This window comes from Parerythrobacter lacustris (genome assembly GCF_024626475.1).
Lineage (GTDB): Bacteria > Pseudomonadota > Alphaproteobacteria > Sphingomonadales > Sphingomonadaceae > Parerythrobacter_A > Parerythrobacter_A lacustris.
Genome location: NZ_JANKHH010000003.1, coordinates 395,617 through 413,559, shown reverse-complemented (window position 1 = coordinate 413,559; position 17,943 = coordinate 395,617). Strand labels below are relative to the sequence as shown.

Annotated in this window: 18 protein-coding genes; 12 read left to right on the top strand and 6 right to left on the bottom strand. The window is 63.3% G+C overall.

Annotated features, from left to right (window positions below):
• Nucleotides 1-17: 17 nt before the first annotated feature.
• The 4 genes from egtD to NSO95_RS05365 form a co-directional block, all read right to left on the bottom strand.
• Complete coding sequence (gene egtD / locus NSO95_RS05380) at nucleotides 18-1,004, bottom strand: L-histidine N(alpha)-methyltransferase (protein WP_257595137.1); 987 nt, start codon at nucleotides 1,002-1,004, stop codon at nucleotides 18-20.
• Nucleotides 1,001-2,320 (bottom strand): ergothioneine biosynthesis protein EgtB, encoded by a 1,320-nt coding sequence (gene egtB, locus NSO95_RS05375; protein WP_257595136.1) that lies wholly within the window; start codon nucleotides 2,318-2,320, stop codon nucleotides 1,001-1,003. The genes egtD and egtB overlap by 4 nt, the downstream gene beginning before the upstream one ends.
• 96 nt (nucleotides 2,321-2,416) lie before the next feature.
• On the bottom strand, nucleotides 2,417-3,790 hold the full coding sequence (locus NSO95_RS05370) for a class II 3-deoxy-7-phosphoheptulonate synthase (RefSeq protein ID WP_257595135.1): 1,374 nt from the start codon (nucleotides 3,788-3,790) through the stop codon (nucleotides 2,417-2,419).
• 122 nt (nucleotides 3,791-3,912) lie between these two features.
• Nucleotides 3,913-6,858, bottom strand: coding sequence for a M16 family metallopeptidase (locus NSO95_RS05365; RefSeq protein WP_257595134.1), 2,946 nt, complete (start codon nucleotides 6,856-6,858; stop codon nucleotides 3,913-3,915).
• A gap of 96 nt (nucleotides 6,859-6,954) precedes the next feature.
• Between NSO95_RS05365 and NSO95_RS05360 the strand changes: the two genes are divergently transcribed.
• From NSO95_RS05360 to NSO95_RS05330, 7 genes are all read left to right on the top strand, one after another.
• On the top strand, nucleotides 6,955-7,533 hold the full coding sequence (locus NSO95_RS05360) for a NifU family protein (protein WP_257595133.1): 579 nt from the start codon (nucleotides 6,955-6,957) through the stop codon (nucleotides 7,531-7,533).
• 22 nt (nucleotides 7,534-7,555) lie between these two features.
• Nucleotides 7,556-8,164 (top strand): malonic semialdehyde reductase, encoded by a 609-nt coding sequence (locus tag NSO95_RS05355; protein ID WP_257595132.1) that lies wholly within the window; start codon nucleotides 7,556-7,558, stop codon nucleotides 8,162-8,164.
• A gap of 71 nt (nucleotides 8,165-8,235) precedes the next feature.
• Entirely contained in the window at nucleotides 8,236-8,850 is a 615-nt protein-coding gene (gene tsaB / locus NSO95_RS05350; RefSeq protein ID WP_257595131.1) for a tRNA (adenosine(37)-N6)-threonylcarbamoyltransferase complex dimerization subunit type 1 TsaB, read from the top strand.
• The gene (locus NSO95_RS05345; protein WP_301332514.1) at nucleotides 8,850-9,302 is read left to right on the top strand and encodes a GNAT family N-acetyltransferase; all 453 of its coding nucleotides are present in this window, start codon (nucleotides 8,850-8,852) and stop codon (nucleotides 9,300-9,302) included. The genes tsaB and NSO95_RS05345 overlap by 1 nt, the downstream gene beginning before the upstream one ends.
• Nucleotides 9,303-9,444: 142 nt before the next feature.
• Nucleotides 9,445-9,885: a Ros/MucR family transcriptional regulator gene (locus NSO95_RS05340; protein ID WP_257595129.1), complete on the top strand. Its 441-nt coding sequence runs from the start codon at nucleotides 9,445-9,447 to the stop codon at nucleotides 9,883-9,885.
• Between the two features lie 76 nt (nucleotides 9,886-9,961).
• Nucleotides 9,962-10,396, top strand: coding sequence for a Fur family transcriptional regulator (locus NSO95_RS05335; protein ID WP_257595128.1), 435 nt, complete (start codon nucleotides 9,962-9,964; stop codon nucleotides 10,394-10,396).
• The gene (locus NSO95_RS05330) at nucleotides 10,393-11,256 is read left to right on the top strand and encodes a lysophospholipid acyltransferase family protein (protein ID WP_257595127.1); all 864 of its coding nucleotides are present in this window, start codon (nucleotides 10,393-10,395) and stop codon (nucleotides 11,254-11,256) included. Before NSO95_RS05335 ends, NSO95_RS05330 begins: the two co-directional genes overlap by 4 nt.
• Before the next feature lie 7 nt (nucleotides 11,257-11,263).
• Here the strand turns inward: NSO95_RS05330 and NSO95_RS05325 are convergent, their stop codons facing one another.
• Nucleotides 11,264-11,779 (bottom strand): hypothetical protein, encoded by a 516-nt coding sequence (locus NSO95_RS05325; protein ID WP_257595126.1) that lies wholly within the window; start codon nucleotides 11,777-11,779, stop codon nucleotides 11,264-11,266.
• 86 nt (nucleotides 11,780-11,865) lie between these two features.
• On the opposite strand from NSO95_RS05325, the gene miaB reads away from it, so the two are divergent.
• The 3 genes from miaB (at nucleotide 11,866) to NSO95_RS05310 (ending at nucleotide 15,198) form a co-directional block, all read left to right on the top strand.
• A complete protein-coding gene (gene miaB / locus NSO95_RS05320; RefSeq protein ID WP_257595125.1) occupies nucleotides 11,866-13,215 on the top strand; it encodes a tRNA (N6-isopentenyl adenosine(37)-C2)-methylthiotransferase MiaB in 1,350 nt (449 codons plus the stop codon).
• A gap of 7 nt (nucleotides 13,216-13,222) precedes the next feature.
• The gene (locus NSO95_RS05315) at nucleotides 13,223-13,639 is read left to right on the top strand and encodes a hypothetical protein (protein ID WP_257595124.1); all 417 of its coding nucleotides are present in this window, start codon (nucleotides 13,223-13,225) and stop codon (nucleotides 13,637-13,639) included.
• A 530-nt stretch (nucleotides 13,640-14,169) separates the two neighbouring features.
• Nucleotides 14,170-15,198: a PhoH family protein gene (locus NSO95_RS05310; protein ID WP_257595123.1), complete on the top strand. Its 1,029-nt coding sequence runs from the start codon at nucleotides 14,170-14,172 to the stop codon at nucleotides 15,196-15,198.
• Nucleotides 15,199-15,244: 46 nt separating this feature from the next.
• Here NSO95_RS05310 and NSO95_RS05305 read toward each other — a convergent pair whose 3' ends face one another.
• Complete coding sequence (locus NSO95_RS05305) at nucleotides 15,245-16,147, bottom strand: OmpA family protein (protein WP_257595122.1); 903 nt, start codon at nucleotides 16,145-16,147, stop codon at nucleotides 15,245-15,247.
• A gap of 304 nt (nucleotides 16,148-16,451) precedes the next feature.
• Here NSO95_RS05305 and ybeY point away from each other — a divergent pair, with 304 nt between their 5' ends.
• Entirely contained in the window at nucleotides 16,452-16,940 is a 489-nt protein-coding gene (gene ybeY / locus NSO95_RS05300) for an rRNA maturation RNase YbeY (RefSeq protein WP_257595121.1), read from the top strand.
• Between the two features lie 17 nt (nucleotides 16,941-16,957).
• Nucleotides 16,958-17,875: a hemolysin family protein gene (locus tag NSO95_RS05295; protein ID WP_257595119.1), complete on the top strand. Its 918-nt coding sequence runs from the start codon at nucleotides 16,958-16,960 to the stop codon at nucleotides 17,873-17,875.
• Nucleotides 17,876-17,943: the final 68 nt, after the last annotated feature.

Sequence of the window (17,943 nt, the reverse complement as noted above, 5' to 3'; positions counted from 1 at the left end):
ACCGTAAATGACTGGCTTCAGGGTGCGGTGCGCGGAATTGTCGCCTCGGCCAGGATCAGCGAGAAGCGCTCCTTGCGATCGAGCCAGCGCCGCACCGGGGTCCACCCGCCTGCCAGCAGCAGAGTATTGCCCGACCGGCGGCTGAACTTGTGACTGTTTTCGGTGTGGATGCTCTCGCCACTGGCCAATGCGAAGCGGCGGCCGGCGACTTCGAACTCCATATCGTCATCGGCCACGAGATGCATCTCGATTCGCGCCAGATCGTCGCTCCAGCGCGCCTCGTGCCGCAGGGCATCGACCGGTATCGTGCCGCCGAGTTCGCGGTTGATCCGGCGCGCGAGGTTGCGGTTGAATTCCGCCGTCACCCCCTTCGCGTCATCATAGGCCGCTTTGAGCACCTTGCGGCTCTTGATCAGGTCCATCCCGATCAGCAGCTTCGAGCCTTCGCCCAGCGTTTCGCGCATGGTGCGCAGAAGATCGACCGCCGTGCGCGGAACCATGTTGCCGATGGTCGAGCCGGGGAAGAAGCCGAGCTTGGGCATGTCCGCCACTTCGCCGGGCAATTCGACCCGACGCACGAAATCCGCCTCGACCGGATGGACTGGCAGACCGGGGAATTTGGCGGATAGATCCGCCGCCGCGGCGCGCAGGAAATCGCCCGCGATATCGAGCGGGACATAGGCCGCGGGCTCGATGCATCGCAGCAGCAACGGCGTCTTGACCGAAGAGCCGCTGCCGAATTCGACCACCGCCCGGCCCGGCCCGATCGCATCGGCGAATTCGCTGCCCCGGTCGGTGAGAATTTCGGTCTCCGCGCGGGTCGGATAATATTCTTTCAGCTGGGTGATATCCTCGAACAGCTGCGATCCTGCATCGTCGTAGAGCCAGCGCGCCGGCACCGCTTTCTGCGCTTGCGCCAAGCCTTCGAGCACATCGGCACGAAAGGCGCGGTCGACGCCGTCCTCGTCGAGATCGACCAGCGCGAGGCCCTTGTTCGTCGTCATGCGATATCCCTCGCCAGCCGTAGGCCGGTGAATTGCCAGCGCTGATGGGGGTAGAAAAAATTGCGATAGCTGGCACGCGAATGGCCGCGAACCGTGGCACAGCTTGCTCCGCGCAGCACAACCTGCCCGCTCATGAATTTGCCATTGTATTCGCCGACCGCCCCCCCGGCAGGTTTGAACCGCGGATAGGGCAGATAGGCCGAGCGGGTAAACTGCCAGCAATCGCCGAACAGTTCGCCGCCGCCGACAGGCATCGGTGGCGAAGCCTCGTCCAGCTGGTTGCCGCATGAGGGGTCGAAATTGTGCGCCACGGCTTCCCATTCGAATTCGGTCGGCAAACGGTTACCGCTCCAGCTGGCATAGGCCTCCGCTTCGTAGGCGGAGATATGCGTCACGGGCGCGTCGGGATCGCGCGCCTGCCAGCCGCAATGGGTGAACTGATCGCCCTCGTGCCAATAGAGGGGTGCAAGTACCCCTTCGGCCTGAACCCATGCCCAGCCATCGCTCAGCCAGTGACGCGGGTCGGCGTAGCCGCCGTCATCGATGAAGTCCTGCCACTCGGCATTGGTCACCAGCCGGTCCGCCAGCGCGAAAGGTTCGAGCAGTACGCGGTGCTGCGGGCCTTCGTTGTCGTAGGCGAAGCCGGACCCGTCGTGACCAATCAGCGCGATACCGCCGGGGTGGGTGTGCCAGCCTGTCCTTCGAGACGGGTTCTCAGCCTGCGGCTTCGCCGCCTCCTCAAGATGAGCGGGAATGGAGGCACTCTTCTTCCCGCTCACCCTGAGAAGCGAGGACGCAGTCCGAGCGTCTCCAAGGGGCCACATCTCCGGCCCCAGCGGGTTCTGGAACAGCGCGTGCTTGACATCGGTCAGCAACAGCTCCTGGTGCTGCTGCTCGTGCGCAATCCCCAGCTCGATCAGCGGTACGAGGTCCTCACGCGCAAGTAGCGGCTCCATCGCCGCATCCACCGCCTCGCGCCATTCGACGATCTGGGCAACCGTCGGCCGCGACAGCATTCCGCGCGCAAACCGGGGAATGCGCTCGCCTTCCGCCTCGTAATAGGAATTGAACACGAACGGCCAGCGATCGTCATGCAACCTGTATCCGGGCAGATGATCGCGCAACAAGAAGGTCTCGAAAAACCAGGTCGTATGACCGATGTGCCATTTGGCGGGCGAGGCGTCTTCCATCGACTGGATCGTCGCGTCCGCCTCGCTCAGCGGAGCGACCAGAGCTAGGCTCAGTGCCCGGGTCTGGCGGTAACGCCTGGCAAGGTCGCCTGCCGTAGTCTGGGGAATGGCGGCAGCTTGGGGCAAGGCTTTCTCCTGTGTCGGCCTGCGCGCCAGATATGGCGCATAAGCGTTGCGATTGAAAGTCTTGCCCCCGGCAACTTGTTCCGGTGTGCGGTCAGTTCAGGCGGCGGCGGCCTGCCGTTCGGCGGTTTCGGCGCGGAGCTGTTCGGCGATCAGGAACGCCAGTTCGAGCGATTGCGCCGCATTGAGCCGCGGATCGCAATGGGTGTGATAGCGGTCGCCCAGCGCGGCATCGGTGATCGCCACCGCCCCGCCGACGCATTCGGTCACATCCTGCCCGGTCATCTCGATATGCACGCCGCCGGCATGCGTCCCCTCGGCGCGGTGCACCGCGAAGAAGCCCTTCACTTCGCTCAGGATGCGGTCGAACGGGCGGGTCTTGTAGCCGCTGTCGGACTTGATGACATTGCCGTGCATCGGGTCACAGCTCCACACCACCGGATGGCCTTCGCGCTTCACCGCGCGCACCAGTTTCGGCAGCCCGGCCTCTACCTTGTCATGGCCATAGCGGCTGATGAGGGTAATCCGCCCCGGCTCGCGGCCCGGGTTGAGTGTGTCGAGCAGGTTGAGCAGCGCATCGGGCTCGAGGCTCGGGCCGCATTTCATGCCCAGCGGATTGCCGATGCCGCGCGCGAATTCGATATGCGCGCTGCCTTCGAACCGGGTGCGGTCACCGATCCACACCATGTGGGCGGAGCAATCGTACCAGTCGCCGGTCAGGCTGTCGCGCCGGGTCATCGCCTGTTCGTAGGGCAGCAACAAGGCTTCGTGGCTGGTGTAGAAGCTGGTGCCCTGCAGTTGCGGCACGGTGCCCGGATCGACCCCGCAGGCTTCCATGAAGTCGAGCGCTTCGCCGATCCGGTCGGCGGTTTCGGCGAATTTATCGGCCCACGGGCTGCGACCCATGAAGTCGAGCGTCCACTGATGGACCTGCCGCAGGTTGGCGTAACCGCCGCCGGCAAAGGCGCGCAGAAGGTTGAGCGTGGCGGCCGCCTGCGAAAAGGCGCGCACCATGCGCTGCGGATCGTTGCGGCGGGTGGCAGGGTCGAATTCGATCCCGTTGACGTTATCGCCGAAATAGCTCGGCAGCGTCACGCCATCCTGCGTCTCGGTGTCCGAGCTGCGCGGCTTGGCGAACTGACCCGCCATCCGCCCGACTTTGACGACCGGCATCTTGCCGGCAAAGGTCATCACCACCGCCATCTGGAGCAGCACGCGGAAGGTGTCGCGGATGTTGTTCGGGTGGAATTCGGCGAAGCTTTCGGCGCAATCGCCGCCTTGCAGGAGGAAACCCTTGCCCTGTGCGACCTCGGCGAGGTCCGCCTTCAGCGCGCGCGCCTCGCCTGCGAACACCAGCGGCGGATAGGCCGACAGCGTGGCTTCGGCGGCAGCGAGCTCGACCGCATCGTCATAGACCGGCAGGTGCCGTGCCTCGTGCGCTTTCCAGCTGTCGGGATGCCAATTCTGTGCCACGTCTCTTGTCGCCTTCAAACCTGTACTGCGCGCGAATAGGCGCAGCAAACTAGAAGAGCAAAGACCATTCGAGCGCAAGGACAGCTTTGTTTCACCCACACCAAGGCTGACTAGCGGGGGCTTTATCTCCCGATCAGGGTCTCGACCCGCTCGGGAGCCGATTCCGCCAGTACCTGACCTTGCGGGATAACCGCCATCCGCAGTCCCCCGCCGTCACCGAAATACTTTGCCGCAAGTGCCTGCATCGCCTGCGGGGTCGTCTGCGTGTAGTCGACCAGCAGCGTCCGGACCGCACCGATCCGGCGCGGGTCCCGCGTCGCCCCTTCGAGCTGGTACAGCCAGAAGGTGTTGCCCGTCGAAGCCCGGCGGATGGCCTGGTTGAGCGGCTCGGTCACCCGGTCCAGATCGTCCTGCGAAACGAAACCCGTTGCAAGGTCGCGAGCGATCGCCTGCGCCGCGTCGAAGAACACCGGGACATCTTCCGGCTCTAGCTGCGCAATGGCGCTGATCGATCCGCCGGAAGCCAGATCGGTCGGCCATTTCGAACTGACCTGCGGCGCGTAGCTTGCGCCAGCCCGTTCGCGCATCGCATCGATCAACCGGTTGTTGAACAGGCTGGTGAGGATCTCGAGCTGGCGAGATTCCCGCACCAGTTCGAAGCCGCCACCCGATTGCCACGCCACCACAGCTGCCGCCTGGTTGTCGTCACCGCGATGGGTGAGCACGATCGGCTGCGAGGTGTCCTGCGGGAAACCGGGAATCCTGTTCGCGGCTTGTACCGGGATCGGTTTGCGCGGCGGCAAGGCCCCGATGGTCTGCGTCAGTGCATCGACCGCCTCGGCGGTATTGAAATCGCCAAACACCAGGATTTCGACCTCACCCTGCTGGAGCAGGGGTTCCCACAGCTTGCGGAAGCCATCGGGCGTGGCAGCCTCGATCTGCGCGAGCGAAGGGCTGGCAAAGCGCCCGTCGCGGTCGTTCAGATAAAATTCGAGATCGCGCCCGAGAACCCCGCCGGGGCTGGTTTCCTGGCTCTCGAAGGTCAGGCGCAGCGCCGCCTTGGCGCGAAGCAGCGGGTTGGTGTCCCACCGCGGCATCGCCAGCTTGCCCGCGAACAGATAGAGTTGATCGGCCAGATCCTGCCCGCGCGTCTGCGCAGAGAAGGTGAACACCGCGTCATCTATCCCGAAATCGAAGCCCATCCGGCGCCCGGTGCTGATCCGGTCGAGCTCTTCCTGCCCCAATTCACCGAGGCCAGAGCTGACCAGTGCCTGCTCGCCCAGCGCGATATAGGCGGCATCGTCGGCTCCGAATGCACGATAACCCGACCCGAAGCGAAGCTTTACCACCACGCGGCCCGGTTCGGAATCGGTCTGCCACAACAGCGCGCGCGCACCATTGGCAAAATCGATCTGTTCGATCTCGTGGAGTCCGATCGGACCGCGGCTCACGATCCGGCCCGGCTCGCCGATCGGCGGGAGGGTATCGAACGAGATCGGCGCCCCGGCAAGCCGCGCACTCGAATCCGCCTCTACCGTCTGTTGCATGGCAAGCCTGAGCGCTGCCGCATCGGCCTCCCCGATGGACGGCGTCACATAGGTCGCGCGAATGACATCGCCGGCGAACAACGCCCGCGTCCGCTCGAGCACTGTATCCGGCGTCAGCTTCGCGCGCATTCCGCGGAACACCTTGAGCACCGTATCCGGCGCGGCAACCGTCTCGCGGATGTCGACTGCGTTGACCACATCATCTGCCAGCCGCGAACCGGCAAGCACGCTTGCCTGTTCGACCTGGCTTTCGAAGATGCCGTTGAATTCGTCCGCTTCCCGGTCGATTTCTTCCTGCGTCGGTGGATTGGCGACGGCGTCGGCAATTACCCCACGCACATCTGCGAGCGCGGTCTTCCAGTCTTCATCGAGCGGCGCAAAGGACACGAATGTCGCATCGGTCGAGCGACTGATATCGTCCTGCTGGACCTGCGCATAGAGGAACGAGCCACCCATGCGGGCGCGCGATTCCAGCCGACGATTGATTACCGCCTGCGACAGTGCGTCGAGGAGCAGACCTTCGTTGTAGATGATGGTATCTTGCACCGGGCGCCACGGACGCATGATGGCGTAGGTCATGGTGCGCGGCAGATCGGGTTCGACCAGCACCGCGACCTCGCCGATAGGGTTGGCTGCGTCGGCCCCCTCAGGGGCGACCGGATCGCCGAAATCGGGGGCTTGAGTGCGGGCGCCCTTGCCTTGCCAGTCGCTGAAATAGCGTTCGATCAGAGCGGCAAAAACCTTCGGATCGGCATCGCCTGCGACGACGATCACGGTATTTTCGGGTCGGTACCAGCGATCGTGGAATGCCTGGAGTGCCTGCGGGGTCGCGCCGAGCAGCGTTTCCTCGGTCCCGATCGGCAGCCGGTCGGCCAGCCGCTGGCCCGCGAAGAGCGTCTGGCGGGATTTCTCCGCCACACGCAGCGCTGCGCCGCCGCGTTCGCGCTTTTCGGCCAGCACGATGGGGACTTCGGCCGCCAGATTGGGATCGTTGAGGACGGGCTCGCGCATCATGCCTGAAAGTAGCCTGAAACTCTCTTCCAGACCGGCGGGAGTCGCGCCCGGAAGGTCGAGCTTGTAGACGGTATGGGTCGGGCTGGTCTCCGCATTGGTGTCGCTGCCAAAGGTTGCGCCGAGCCGCTGCCAGGTCGGGATCGCTTCGCCGGGCTTCAGAAACTTGCTTTCGCGAAAGCTGAGGTGCTCCATCAGGTGGGCGAAGCCACGCTCGGCATCCTCCTCGTGCAGCGAACCCGCATCGATCCGGATGCGAATCGAAACCTGCCCGGGAGGCACGCCGTTGTCGCGCACGGCATAGCGTAGCCCGTTGTCCATCTCGCCCCACAACCACTCCTTGTCCTGCGGGACGTCGCTGCCTTGGTAGATCCACGGCGTCTCGCCATCGGTCTGGAGCGATTGCGGTTCGGGCAGCGGCGCAGCTTCCTGCGCGGAAAGCTGGGGTGCAAGCAGGGCAAGCGGGAGAGCGAATGCGAAGTGCCACACGGCACGCGGAAAACGAGTCATGCCGGGCATATAGGGCAGCGGGGTCTGAAGGAGTAGTGAATAGGGCGCTGGTTTTGCTTGCTTGCTGCAAGGCCACCCGCCCCCTACATAGACTGCATGTTCATCGAGACCGAAACCACCCCGAACCCCGCTGCACTCAAGTTCCTGCCCGGACAGCAAGTCATGCCTTCGGGCACGCGCGAATTTGCCAACCCCGAAGATGCCGAGGCGAGCCCGCTGGCACAGGCCATGTTCGACACCGGCGAGGTGGTAAACGTTTTCTTCGGCAGCGACTTCGTCAGCGTCACCGCCGCGCCTGGGGTGGACTGGTCTGCGCTCAAGCCGCAGGTCGTCTCGATCCTGCTCGACCATTTCGTGTCCGAGGCACCGCTATTCCTCGGCGGGACTGCGGCGGGCATTTCGGTTCCGGGTGAAGACAGTCTGATGGTCGAGGAAGACCCGGAGGACGCCGATATCGTCGCACAGATCAACGAGCTGCTCGAAACCCGCGTCCGCCCTGCAGTGGCGGGAGACGGCGGCGATATCGCCTATCGCGGGTTCAAGGACGGGATCGTTTACCTGACCCTGCAAGGGGCCTGCAGCGGCTGCCCGTCGTCGACCGCGACGCTCAAGCACGGGATCGAGGGGCTCTTGAAACATTACGTCCCCGAGGTCGTTGAAGTCCGCGCAGCCTGAACTTCAATCCACGGGGACATAGATGACCAAGCAGTTTCACGACCACGTCCTGTCGGACGCGGCGCTCGACCAGTTGTTCAACGAAGCGCGCAGCTACAACGGCTGGCTCGACAAGGACGTTTCCGACGAACAGCTCCGCGCGATCTACGATTTGCTGAAAATGGCCCCGACCTCGGCCAACATGCAACCGGTGCGATTGGTCTGGGTCAAATCGGATGAAGCCAAGGCCAGGCTCGCCGACTGCGCGTCCGACGGCAACAAGGACAAGATCAAGGCTGCCCCCGTCACCGCGATCGTCGGCTACGACATCGATTTCCATGAAGAATTGCCGTGGCTTTTCCCGCATACCGACGCGAAGAGCTGGTTTGACGGCGAGGAAAGCGGTCGCAAGGAGGGGGCCTTTCGCAATTCCTCCCTTCAGGGTGCCTACCTGATGCTTGCCGCAAGGGCGCTTGGCCTCGATTGCGGCCCGATGTCGGGCTTCGACAATGCTGCCGTCGACAAAGCGTTCTTTGCCGATGAGCCGCGTCACCGCAGCAATTTCATCTGCGGGATCGGCTATGGCGACCCGTCGAGCATCTTCGAGCGCAGCCCGCGGCCCGATTTCGACAGATTCAACCGCATCGTCTGACTTGCTAGCGTGCGTGGCCGGTGCCATCGCAATGTGCATGACCCCGCGCCGGACCGACTGGACTCGCTAACATGCGCACTCTCGCGATAGATTGCGCGACGGAGGCCTGTTCGGTTGCGCTGTTCGAGGACGGTGCTCTGATCGCGGGCGACTTTGCCGTGCTTGGCCGCGGTCATGCCGAACAGCTGGTGCCGATGATCGCGAGGTTGCCAGGCAAGGGGAAGGCGCAGCGCATCCTCGTATCGCGCGGACCCGGCAGCTTCACCGGGGTACGGATCGGCGTCGCAACCGCCCGCGCCCTGGCCTATGCGTGGGGCGCCGAGTGCCTCGGCTATCCGTCGCTCGCGCTGGTGGCGGCGCAGGCAAGGAAAGGCGGCGCGCATCCTGTCACTGTGTGCATGCACGGAGGGCACGGCGAATGGTTTGTGCAAGACTTCGCCGCCGATGGCATGCCGCAGGACGAAGCCCGGTCGCTCGCGCCCGAAGCTGCGGTTTCGGCATGTACGAACCGGATCATCGCCGGAAACCGATCAAAGCAACTCGCCTGCATGTTCGATCCCGGTGCCAGGGAAGTCCTCGAACTTCTGCCCGATGCGCGCGAGGCGTGTATGCTACCCGGCAGCCTCCTGTCGGCGGATGCAAGCCCTCTCTATGGTCGCTTGCCTGACGCAAAGCCGCAAGCGTGATGGAAGATATCGACCGGATCATGGAGGTGATGGACGACGCGTTCGAACCGCGGTGGGGCGAAGCCTGGACTCGCGGGCAGGTATCCAGTCTGCTGACCCTGCCCTCTACCCATTACCGGTTGGTCGATTCGGCTGGCGCCAGGCCTGTCGACCATGCCCCGACCGCCGGCTTCACGCTCGTCCGCGCTGTTCCGGGAGAGGAAGAGTTGCTGTTGATCGGGGTCAAGCCGCAAGATCGTGCATCGGGACTGGGCCGTAAACTCCTCGATTTTCTTGTCCGAGACGCACGATCGCGGGGGGCCGAGCGCGTCTTCTTGGAAATGCGCGAGAACAATCCCGCCGTTAATCTATATGTTAACGCAGGCTTTCGTCAGATCGGTCGCAGGAGCGGATACTACAAGACAACCGACGGAGTCCGACTGGACGCGATTACTTTCGCCTTGGACTTCTGATTAGTAAGTTCAACCATAATGGTTACTATTTCATAGGGGAAAGTATTGTCTCGCCCTTGAAATATATCCCCAACGGGTTCATGGGTCCTGTCGATGGACGGCAAAAGCAAAAATGCTCCGCCATCTTGATGAGGACAAAGTTATGGAAACTATGGAAATGGATATGAGCGAGACCCTGATCACGCTGACTTCCGATATCGTCGCGGCGCACCTGAGCAATAACGATGTCGCGGTCGATGCTGTACCGTCGCTGATCACGAACGTTTACGGGGCATTGGCAAGCCTCGGAACAGTGGTCGAAAAGGAAGAGCCGCGCCCTGAACCGGCAGTGGCAATCCGCAATTCGATCAAGCCGGACTACATCGTCTGTCTCGAAGACGGCAAGAAGCTGAAGATGCTCAAGCGGTATCTGCGCACCAACTTCAATATGACGCCGGAAGAATATCGTGCCCGCTGGGGCCTGCCTGCCGATTATCCGATGGTCGCGCCGAACTATGCCGAGCGTCGACGCGAGCTGGCGAAGAAAATCGGCCTCGGCCGCAAGCCGGGGCAGAAACGCGGGCGGAACAAGAAAGCCGCCTGAGCTTTACGCTCTCGACCTTGAGAACTGCGCCCCGGGCCTCTAAGGCTACGGGGCGCTTTCTTTTCGCGAGGACATTTTGGAACAACGGATAGACCTCGAACAGCTGTGTGCCGAACGCGGGCTGCGCATCACCGAGCAGCGCCGGATCATCGCACGTGTGTTGTCGGAAAGCGAAGATCACCCCGATGTCGAGTTGCTGCACGAGCGCGCCTCGGCGATCGATCCGAAAATCTCGATTGCTACCGTCTATCGTACCGTCCGCCTGTTCGAGGAGGCCGGCATCCTCGACCGGCACGATTTCGGTGATGGGCGCGCGCGCTACGAAGCTGCGCCCGAGGCACATCACGACCATCTGATCGATGTAGAGACAGGTAATGTCGTCGAATTCGTCGATCCCGAACTCGAAGCACTGCAGAAAGTGATTGCCGAAAAGCTGGGCTATCGCCTGGTCGATCATCGAATGGAGCTCTACGGCGTCAAGCTCGATCGCCCGGACAAGTCGGGCGGATGAACTCTGCGCGGCGCGCGGCAGCCGCCCGCGGCGAAACGACCGAGCTGACCCCGATCGAGAAGCTGCGGTTCGGTCTGCGCGTGCTCGGGTTTATCGGCTTGCTGCTGGTGTTCGTGCCGCTGCACTATGCCTATCGCATTTTCGCCTATGGCTCGCCCTTCCCGATGCTGTTCCTGCGTTATGCCGGGCGGGTTGCAGGAGCGAGAGTGACCAAGATCGGCACCCCGCTGCGGCGCGATGTGTTCTTCATTTCCAATCACATCAGCTGGATCGATATCCTTGCGTCTGCCGGGGCAAGCGGGACGGCTTTCGTGGCAAAGCACGAGCTGAGCGAGGTGCCGGTGATCAGCTGGCTGTGCAGCCTTAATCGCACGGTCTACGTCAAACGCGAAGACCGCCTCGGCGTCGCTGAACAGATCAACGCACTGCGCGAGGCGTTGGCGGACAATTGGTCGGTAACCGTCTTTCCCGAAGGCACCACCACCGACGGGCAATCGCTGCTGCCGTTCAAGACCAGCATGTTGAGCGTGCTCGAACCGCCCCCGCCGGGCGTGCTCGTGCAGCCGGTGTTGCTCGACTATGGAGAGGTGGCAGAAGAAGTCGCATGGATCGGCAACGAAAGCGGCGTGAACAACGCGCGACGCGTGCTGGCGCGCAAGGGTAGCTTCCAACTGAAAATCCACTTCCTCGAGCCCTTCAGCCCGGAAGACTATCGCGGGCGCAAGGCGATCGGGGTGAAGGCGCGCGAAGAGATCGAGGCCGCACTGGTCAAATCCATCGGCAAGCCGCTACGGACCTTCGGACACGATGTCGCGCCGGTGCGGTACAACGCGCCGAGGGAAGGTATCCCGATCGAGTAGGACCTGTTCATTCGGCTGGCGGCGCGCGCCTCAGCGTATAGTGGCTCGGCTCCTGCAAACCGTCTTCACCGCGATAGATTTCCGAACGGCGGATCGTTCCGTCAGCTGCCGAACTGAACCACAGATCGTGGGTGTGACTCTCACCCTTGTCGAGATCGGTAACATCCCGGAAGGCAAACCGGATGTCGCCGTTTGCCGACGAACGTGTCTCCAGTCGGGGCTGGTTTCCTTGAGGGCAATAATGCGTCGCCACCAGCGCATCGCCGTCCATGTGGTAGATGGTGATCGAATGCAGGCCCGATTTGGTTTCCCAACGCTCGATCATGGCGGTGCCACGCGCCGTCGTCTCGAAGACGATTTCGAGCGCGGGCGTTTCAGCGACCTGCCAGCGGCCTTCCCACGATCTGATCGTCTCGAACTGCTCGGCAGGAGTTTCCAGCTCGATAGCCACCTCATCCTCTGCGTGGACCTGAGTGGCAGCCAAGGCGATTGCGAGAAATGCTGCTTTTCCGGTTCTGTTCATCGCGAGGAGCATAAACAGGAACAGGCGGCGTGCAACTGCGCACCCATGTTGAATAGCCTGCGGCATGGCGCTACAGGCGCGCCTCCATGAAACCGACCTCCGCCCCCCGAAACACCCCGCGCACCTACCGGGTCAAAAGCTTCGGCTGCCAGATGAACGTCTATGACGGCGAGCGCATGGCCGAGCTGCTGGCCGAACAGGGTATCGCACCCGCGCCCGAGGGCGAAGAGGCGGACCTGGTGGTGCTCAACACCTGCCACATCCGCGAGAAGGCGGCGGAGAAGGTCTATTCCGACATCGGGCGGCTGGTGAAGGCGGGCAAGGCGGCCGGGCGGGAACCCATGATCGCGGTCGCCGGCTGCGTCGCGCAGGCCGAGGGCGAAGAGATCATGGCCCGCGCCCCTGCGGTGAGCATGGTGGTTGGCCCCCAAGCCTATCACCGCCTGCCCGAAATGCTCGGGCGGGCGGTTGCCGGCGAGCGCGCGACCGACACCGAGATGCCGCCGATCGCCAAGTTCGATGCCCTTCCCGCGCGCAGGAAGATCGGCCCGACCGCGTTCCTTACCGTGCAGGAAGGCTGCGACAAATTCTGCACCTATTGCGTGGTGCCCTATACCCGCGGCGCGGAAATCTCGCGCCCGTTCAAGGACCTCGTTGCCGAAGCGCAGAAGCTGGTCGAAGCCGGTGCGAAGGAAATCACCTTGCTCGGCCAGAACGTCAACGCATGGTCGGGCGAGGACGACAAGGGCGGCGCGCAGGGCCTCGCGGGATTAATCAGGGCGCTCGCCGCGATCGATGGCCTCGCCCGTATCCGCTACACCACCAGCCACCCCGCCGACATGGACGACGCCATGATCGCCGCGCATGGCGAGGTCGACAAGCTGATGCCCTACCTCCACCTCCCGGTGCAGTCGGGCAATGACCGCGTGCTCAAGGCAATGAACCGCAGCCACACGGCGGAAAGCTATCTCCGCCTGCTCGAACGCTTCCGCGAGGCCCGGCCCGATATCGCGCTGAGCGGCGATTTCATCGTCGGCTTTCCCGGCGAAACCGAGGCGGAGTTCGAGGACACCCTGCAGATTGTCGATGATGTCCGCTACGCGCAGGCCTTCAGCTTCAAATATTCCCCCCGCCCCGGCACCCCCGCCGCGAGTATGGACGGCCAGATCGCGCGCGAAGTGATGGACGAGCGGCTCCAGCGCCTGCAAGCCGCGCTGAACCGTGACCAGCTGGCGTTCAACGAGGCTTCGGTCGGCAAGACCTGCGAAGTGCTGGTTGAGCGCAGGGGCAAACACGAAGGCCAATGGCTGGGCAAGTCGCCTTGGCTGCAATCGGTGTTCATCGAGTCGCAAGCCGGGATCGGCGATATTGTCCCCGTGACGCTGGCCGAAGCCGGGCCGAACTCGCTGAAGGGAATAGCCCTCGCACAAGGATGAACGGGCAATGCGTCTTGGACATCTCGCTGCCTTGCTGATGCTGCCGCTGCTCACGGCATGTCCAGCCTTGCCCGGACCCAGAATTGTCGCGCCGGTGGTCGCTACCTTCGATCCCGCCTGCATCAAGCCCTCGCTCGAAGGGGTGGCGGGCGTCGACTGGGTGATCGATACTCCCTCGGACGGAGTTCTGGTACGATGGCAATACGGGTCCGGCGAGCCACCGATATCGAAGCCGCCGACCGGACCATGGGCAAGCCTGAATTGGCAGCGCGAACCTGGCGGTCAGATTGCCCACAGCATTCCCAATCATCGCTATCTGTCCGAAGCCGACTATGCTGCTTCTGAAGTACTGATGCACCGTGCCGTCGAAGCGCTTGGCCGAGAATGCGGATTGCCGCCAACCGCAGCCTATTCTCCGGGCTGATCCGCCGAGGCGCTCTGGCGATCTGGCCGAGGTCGAGCTGGTCGAAGCGGGACCGCATTCATTGCATGCCAAGTTGCCTTTGGTCGGGAAATCCCACCGAGAGTCACAGCGAATGAATTGACTAAGCCACAAAGGGAAATAGTATCACAGCGGTATCGCTTTTCTGGAGAGTTCCTCATGGCCGACTTGCTCCTTAACCTTCTTGCCGGGCTTGGCGACCTTTCGTTCGCAGCAGTCGCACAATGGCTGAACGAGATGATGGGCGGCTAAGTTCCTGTCCGCTCTGCGGAGAGCCTGATCGACGCGTCCGATTTGCGCATTCCCGGTGCGTTCTCCGTCCCGCATTCGTCGGTCCATGTCGGATTTGTGATGAGACAACACTTTGCCGTCGATGCTCCATGGGCAAAATGTTCCTGTGGCGGGCAGCCTGCGCATGACATCCGGATTACTTTCCCCAGCCGCGTGTAGCGCCCGTTCTTGCGTCTCGTGCGTTGTGGCATAGAACCACGACAATAAACCAAGGGAGCTGCATGGGACGCAAACCCACTCGCGCGACGCCGGCCTTTTCGCCCTCGCCATTGCTGCAACGCGCAGTGCGCCGCGCACAGGTGGACATGAGCTTCGACAACCAGTCGCTCCTCGTGCCGCTGTTCGGACAGTTCGATGCCAACCTCGTCCAGGTCGAAAACCGCGTGGGAGTGTTCATCTCCGCGCGCGGCGACAAGCTGCATATCGAGGGGCCGGAAGACAATGTCGCCCGCGCGCGCGATGTCCTCAAAACGATGTACGACCGGTTGGCGATGGGGCAGGATCTCGACGCCGGGGCGATCGAATCGCTGATCGCCATGTCGAACGAACCGACCTTCGAAGGCATCGTCAATGCGGACGACGGCGCGCCGCCGATCATGATCCGCACCCGGCGCAAGACCATCGTCCCGCGCAGCGCCATGCAGGCGAGCTACATGCGCCAGCTTGCGCGCGACGATATCATCTTCGCGCTCGGCCCGGCAGGCACCGGCAAGACCTATGTCGCGGTGGCACAGGCGGTCAGCCAGCTCATCACTGGCAGCGTGCAGCGGCTGATCCTGTCACGCCCTGCGGTCGAGGCGGGCGAAAAGCTCGGCTTTCTGCCCGGCGACATGAAGGACAAGGTCGATCCCTACCTGCGCCCGCTCTACGACGCGCTGTATGACTGCATGCCGCCCGAGCAGGTCGAAAGGCGGCTGGCGTCGGGTGAGATCGAGATCGCCCCGATCGCCTTCATGCGCGGGCGCACGTTGGCCGACAGCTTCATCATTCTCGACGAAGCGCAGAACACCACGCGCGAACAGATGAAGATGTTTCTCACCCGCTTCGGCCAGAACAGCCGGATGGTGGTGTGCGGCGATCCGAAGCAGGTCGATATCCCCGGCGGCGACCGCCATTCCGGCCTCGCCGATGCGGTCGCGCGGCTGGAGGATGTCGAGGGCATCGCGGTTACCCGCTTCACCAGCGCCGACGTGGTCCGCCATCCGATCGTCGGGCGGATCGTGGAGGCATACGAGGGGAAAGACGCGTAAAGGGCGGACGCAAAGCGCCCGCCCTCTCTTTCTTGCGTTGTGCGGGTCAGATCCCGTCGACAGCCTTGCTGACGAGGATGTTGACCGCCACGCGGCGGTTCTGCTGGCGGCCGTAGTCGGTGCTGTTGTCGGCTGCCGGATCAGCGGTGGCCATGCCGGTCGGGGTGAGCATGCGAAAAGGCTTCCAGCCGCATTCCTGCTGCAGGAAATTGACCACGCGCGTCGCGCGCTTTTCGCTCAGTTCCTGATTGACCTCGTAGGTGCCGGTCGAGTCGGTATAGCCGACCACGAGCAGCAGGGCGTTGTCCATGCTGTTGGCCTGCAGGGCAGCCGAGCACAGCTGAGCCCGTGCATCGGGCGAGAGAGCGTGCTTGCCGGTATCGAAATAGACGTTGGTCGTACCCTTGACGTTGTAATTGTCGATATCCGCTACGCGGCCCCGCAGCGCTTCGGTGGCTGCGGTCTGTTCGGCAAAGCCCTGCTCTGTGCCGTTGGCGATCATCGCCGCGGTCTTGAGATCCTTGCTTTTCAGGTCGATCCGGCTGGCGATATAGCCGTCGCCCCACTGCACAGTCTTTACGGTTACCGGCAGGCCATTGAGCAGCGAATCGGTCTCCAGTGCCGTGCGGCTGAGGCCCAGGAATCCGCCGCTGGACTTGATCTCGGTCCCCGGACTAACCATCACCACGGTCTGCACTCCGCCGACACCGGTAACCTGCATCATGCTGCCCTTGCGGGCGGAGATGAAGCCATCGATCTCCGGGCCTTCGGGAAGCTCCGACAGGTCGGTGGGCAGCGAACCGTAGACCGTGGTCATATAGTCCGACGACTGCGTGGTGTCCGCTTCCGCCGGGATTTCCTGCGTCTGCGCGGTAAGCGTGGCGGGGGCTGCGAGGGCAACGGCCCCGGCAAGAAGCATGGCCTTGCGGCCCGAGTTTGCGACCTTCATTGAAATACTCCTTCAATTGAATCCGCCCGGGCTTTCCCGGACGACAGCTATCCTTCCGGCATGCACACAGGTGCAGCCGGACTTTACGTTCCCCTGTTGGTTTTGCGGCGACGACCACTGCGTTGTAGTGCTGGGGAAACTCAATGTTCGCGGCGGATGTTCCGCGCCGCATGTCGGCCTGATGAATTTCGTCGCAGCTAGAAGGGATTCTGCGGATGGTTCGGGCCGAAAGTGCGGCGGGCCGATACACATTGCGCTCGAAACAGGCGTATCCGAGCCGGATCGGCGCGGCTAAACACCAGCAATGGACCTCGACATCGACATCGACGGATGGCCCGTGGGCAGGTGGGAGCAATTGGCCGTCCTAGCTGCCGGTGCGGCAGCCGACGTCGCCCCCGAACTCGCCAATTCGCGTCTGACGGCGAGTGTGCTCTTCACTTCCGACGACGAGGTCCACACGTTGAACCGCAACTGGCGACAACGCGACAAGCCGACCAACGTCCTGTCGTTTCCCATGCTGGAGCGCACAGAGCTGTCAGGCCTCGCGACCCACGGACCGCCTGCGATGCTGGGCGACCTCGCGCTTGCCTATGCCACCTGCGCGCACGAGGCGGAGGAAAAGGGCATTGCCCTTGAACACCACGCCGCGCACCTGCTGGTCCATGGTTTCCTCCATCTTGCAGGGTACGACCATGTGGGGTCCGAATCGCACGCCGAGGAGATGGAAGCGCTGGAGATCGCCGCGCTTGCCAAACTGGGCATCACCGACCCATATGGGGATCGCAATCATTGAGGAGCATCAAGAGGGCCATGCCCGACCCTGATCAGTCCGCAGGAGACGCGGAGAGTAGCAGCGGCCTGCTGGCCGCAGTGAGACGCCTGTTCGACCCGCAGCGCGACCGTTCGCTGCGCGAACAGCTTGAAGATGCGATCGACGAGCACGAGGAGGATCACTCGGCGGGGAACGAGTCCCCGGCGGCGGGTGACCTTTCACCCGTAGAACGCCAGATGCTCCGCAATCTGCTGCATTTCAGCGAGCACGACGCCGACGACGTCGCGATCCCGCGCGGCGAGATCATCGCGGTCGAGGCGACGATCGGCTGGGAAGAGCTGGTGCGCAGCTTTTCCGAAAACGGCCATTCGCGCATGCCGGTCTATCGCGGTGAGCTCGACCGGGTGATCGGGATGATCCACCTCAAGGACGTCTTCCCCTATCTCGCCGAGAGGAAGGAGCCTCCGCGCGACTGGACAGTGCTGATGCGCCAGCCGCTCTATGTGCCCCAAGCGCGCGGCGCGCTCGACGTGCTGGCCGACATGCGCAGCCGCCGCACGCACCTCGCCATCGTGGTCGACGAATTTTCGGGGACCGACGGGATCATCACCATCGAGGATCTGGTCGAGGAAATCGTCGGCGACATCGAGGACGAGCATGACGACTTGCCCGAAGAGCTGATCACCCCGATCGGCGACGGGATGTGGGATGCCGACGCGCGGGCGGAACTGGACGACGTGGCCAAGCGGATCGACCCGCGCCTTGCCGAAGTGGTCGAATCGGTCGACACACTGGGCGGGCTGGCGTTCGTCCTGGCCGAACAGATCCCGACGGTTGGAACAGTCCTGACCCATCCGAGCGGCTGGAAGATCGAAGTGACAGCAGCCGACAAAACCCGGGTCAAACGGCTCCGACTGCATCAGCCAGTTGCGGAAAGCGAGACGGACGGGAAGTAGCGAACCGCCGACTTTGCATTTTTTGCATCCTTAGCCCTACGGCTCGCGTATATCCGCCAACGAAAGGA

Bases quoted from the DNA above. Each gene is read 5' to 3' on its own strand.
- ybeY (WP_257595121.1), top strand. From the start codon at position 16,452: ATGGACCTCGACATCGACATCGACGGATGGCCCGTGGGCAGGTGGGAG.
- NSO95_RS05355 (WP_257595132.1), top strand. From the start codon at position 7,556: ATGACCAAGCAGTTTCACGACCACGTCCTGTCGGACGCGGCGCTCGAC.
- NSO95_RS05330 (WP_257595127.1), top strand. From the start codon at position 10,393: ATGAACTCTGCGCGGCGCGCGGCAGCCGCCCGCGGCGAAACGACCGAG.
- tsaB (WP_257595131.1), top strand. From the start codon at position 8,236: ATGCGCACTCTCGCGATAGATTGCGCGACGGAGGCCTGTTCGGTTGCG.
- NSO95_RS05310 (WP_257595123.1), top strand. From the start codon at position 14,170: ATGGGACGCAAACCCACTCGCGCGACGCCGGCCTTTTCGCCCTCGCCA.
- NSO95_RS05315 (WP_257595124.1), top strand. From the start codon at position 13,223: ATGCGTCTTGGACATCTCGCTGCCTTGCTGATGCTGCCGCTGCTCACG.
- NSO95_RS05340 (WP_257595129.1), top strand. From the start codon at position 9,445: ATGGAAACTATGGAAATGGATATGAGCGAGACCCTGATCACGCTGACT.
- NSO95_RS05345 (WP_301332514.1), top strand. From the start codon at position 8,850: ATGGAAGATATCGACCGGATCATGGAGGTGATGGACGACGCGTTCGAA.
- NSO95_RS05365 (WP_257595134.1), bottom strand. From the start codon at position 6,858: ATGACTCGTTTTCCGCGTGCCGTGTGGCACTTCGCATTCGCTCTCCCG.
- NSO95_RS05305 (WP_257595122.1), bottom strand. From the start codon at position 16,147: ATGAAGGTCGCAAACTCGGGCCGCAAGGCCATGCTTCTTGCCGGGGCC.
- egtD (WP_257595137.1), bottom strand. From the start codon at position 1,004: ATGACGACGAACAAGGGCCTCGCGCTGGTCGATCTCGACGAGGACGGC.
- NSO95_RS05295 (WP_257595119.1), top strand. From the start codon at position 16,958: ATGCCCGACCCTGATCAGTCCGCAGGAGACGCGGAGAGTAGCAGCGGC.
- miaB (WP_257595125.1), top strand. From the start codon at position 11,866: ATGAAACCGACCTCCGCCCCCCGAAACACCCCGCGCACCTACCGGGTC.
- NSO95_RS05360 (WP_257595133.1), top strand. From the start codon at position 6,955: ATGTTCATCGAGACCGAAACCACCCCGAACCCCGCTGCACTCAAGTTC.
- NSO95_RS05325 (WP_257595126.1), bottom strand. From the start codon at position 11,779: ATGAACAGAACCGGAAAAGCAGCATTTCTCGCAATCGCCTTGGCTGCC.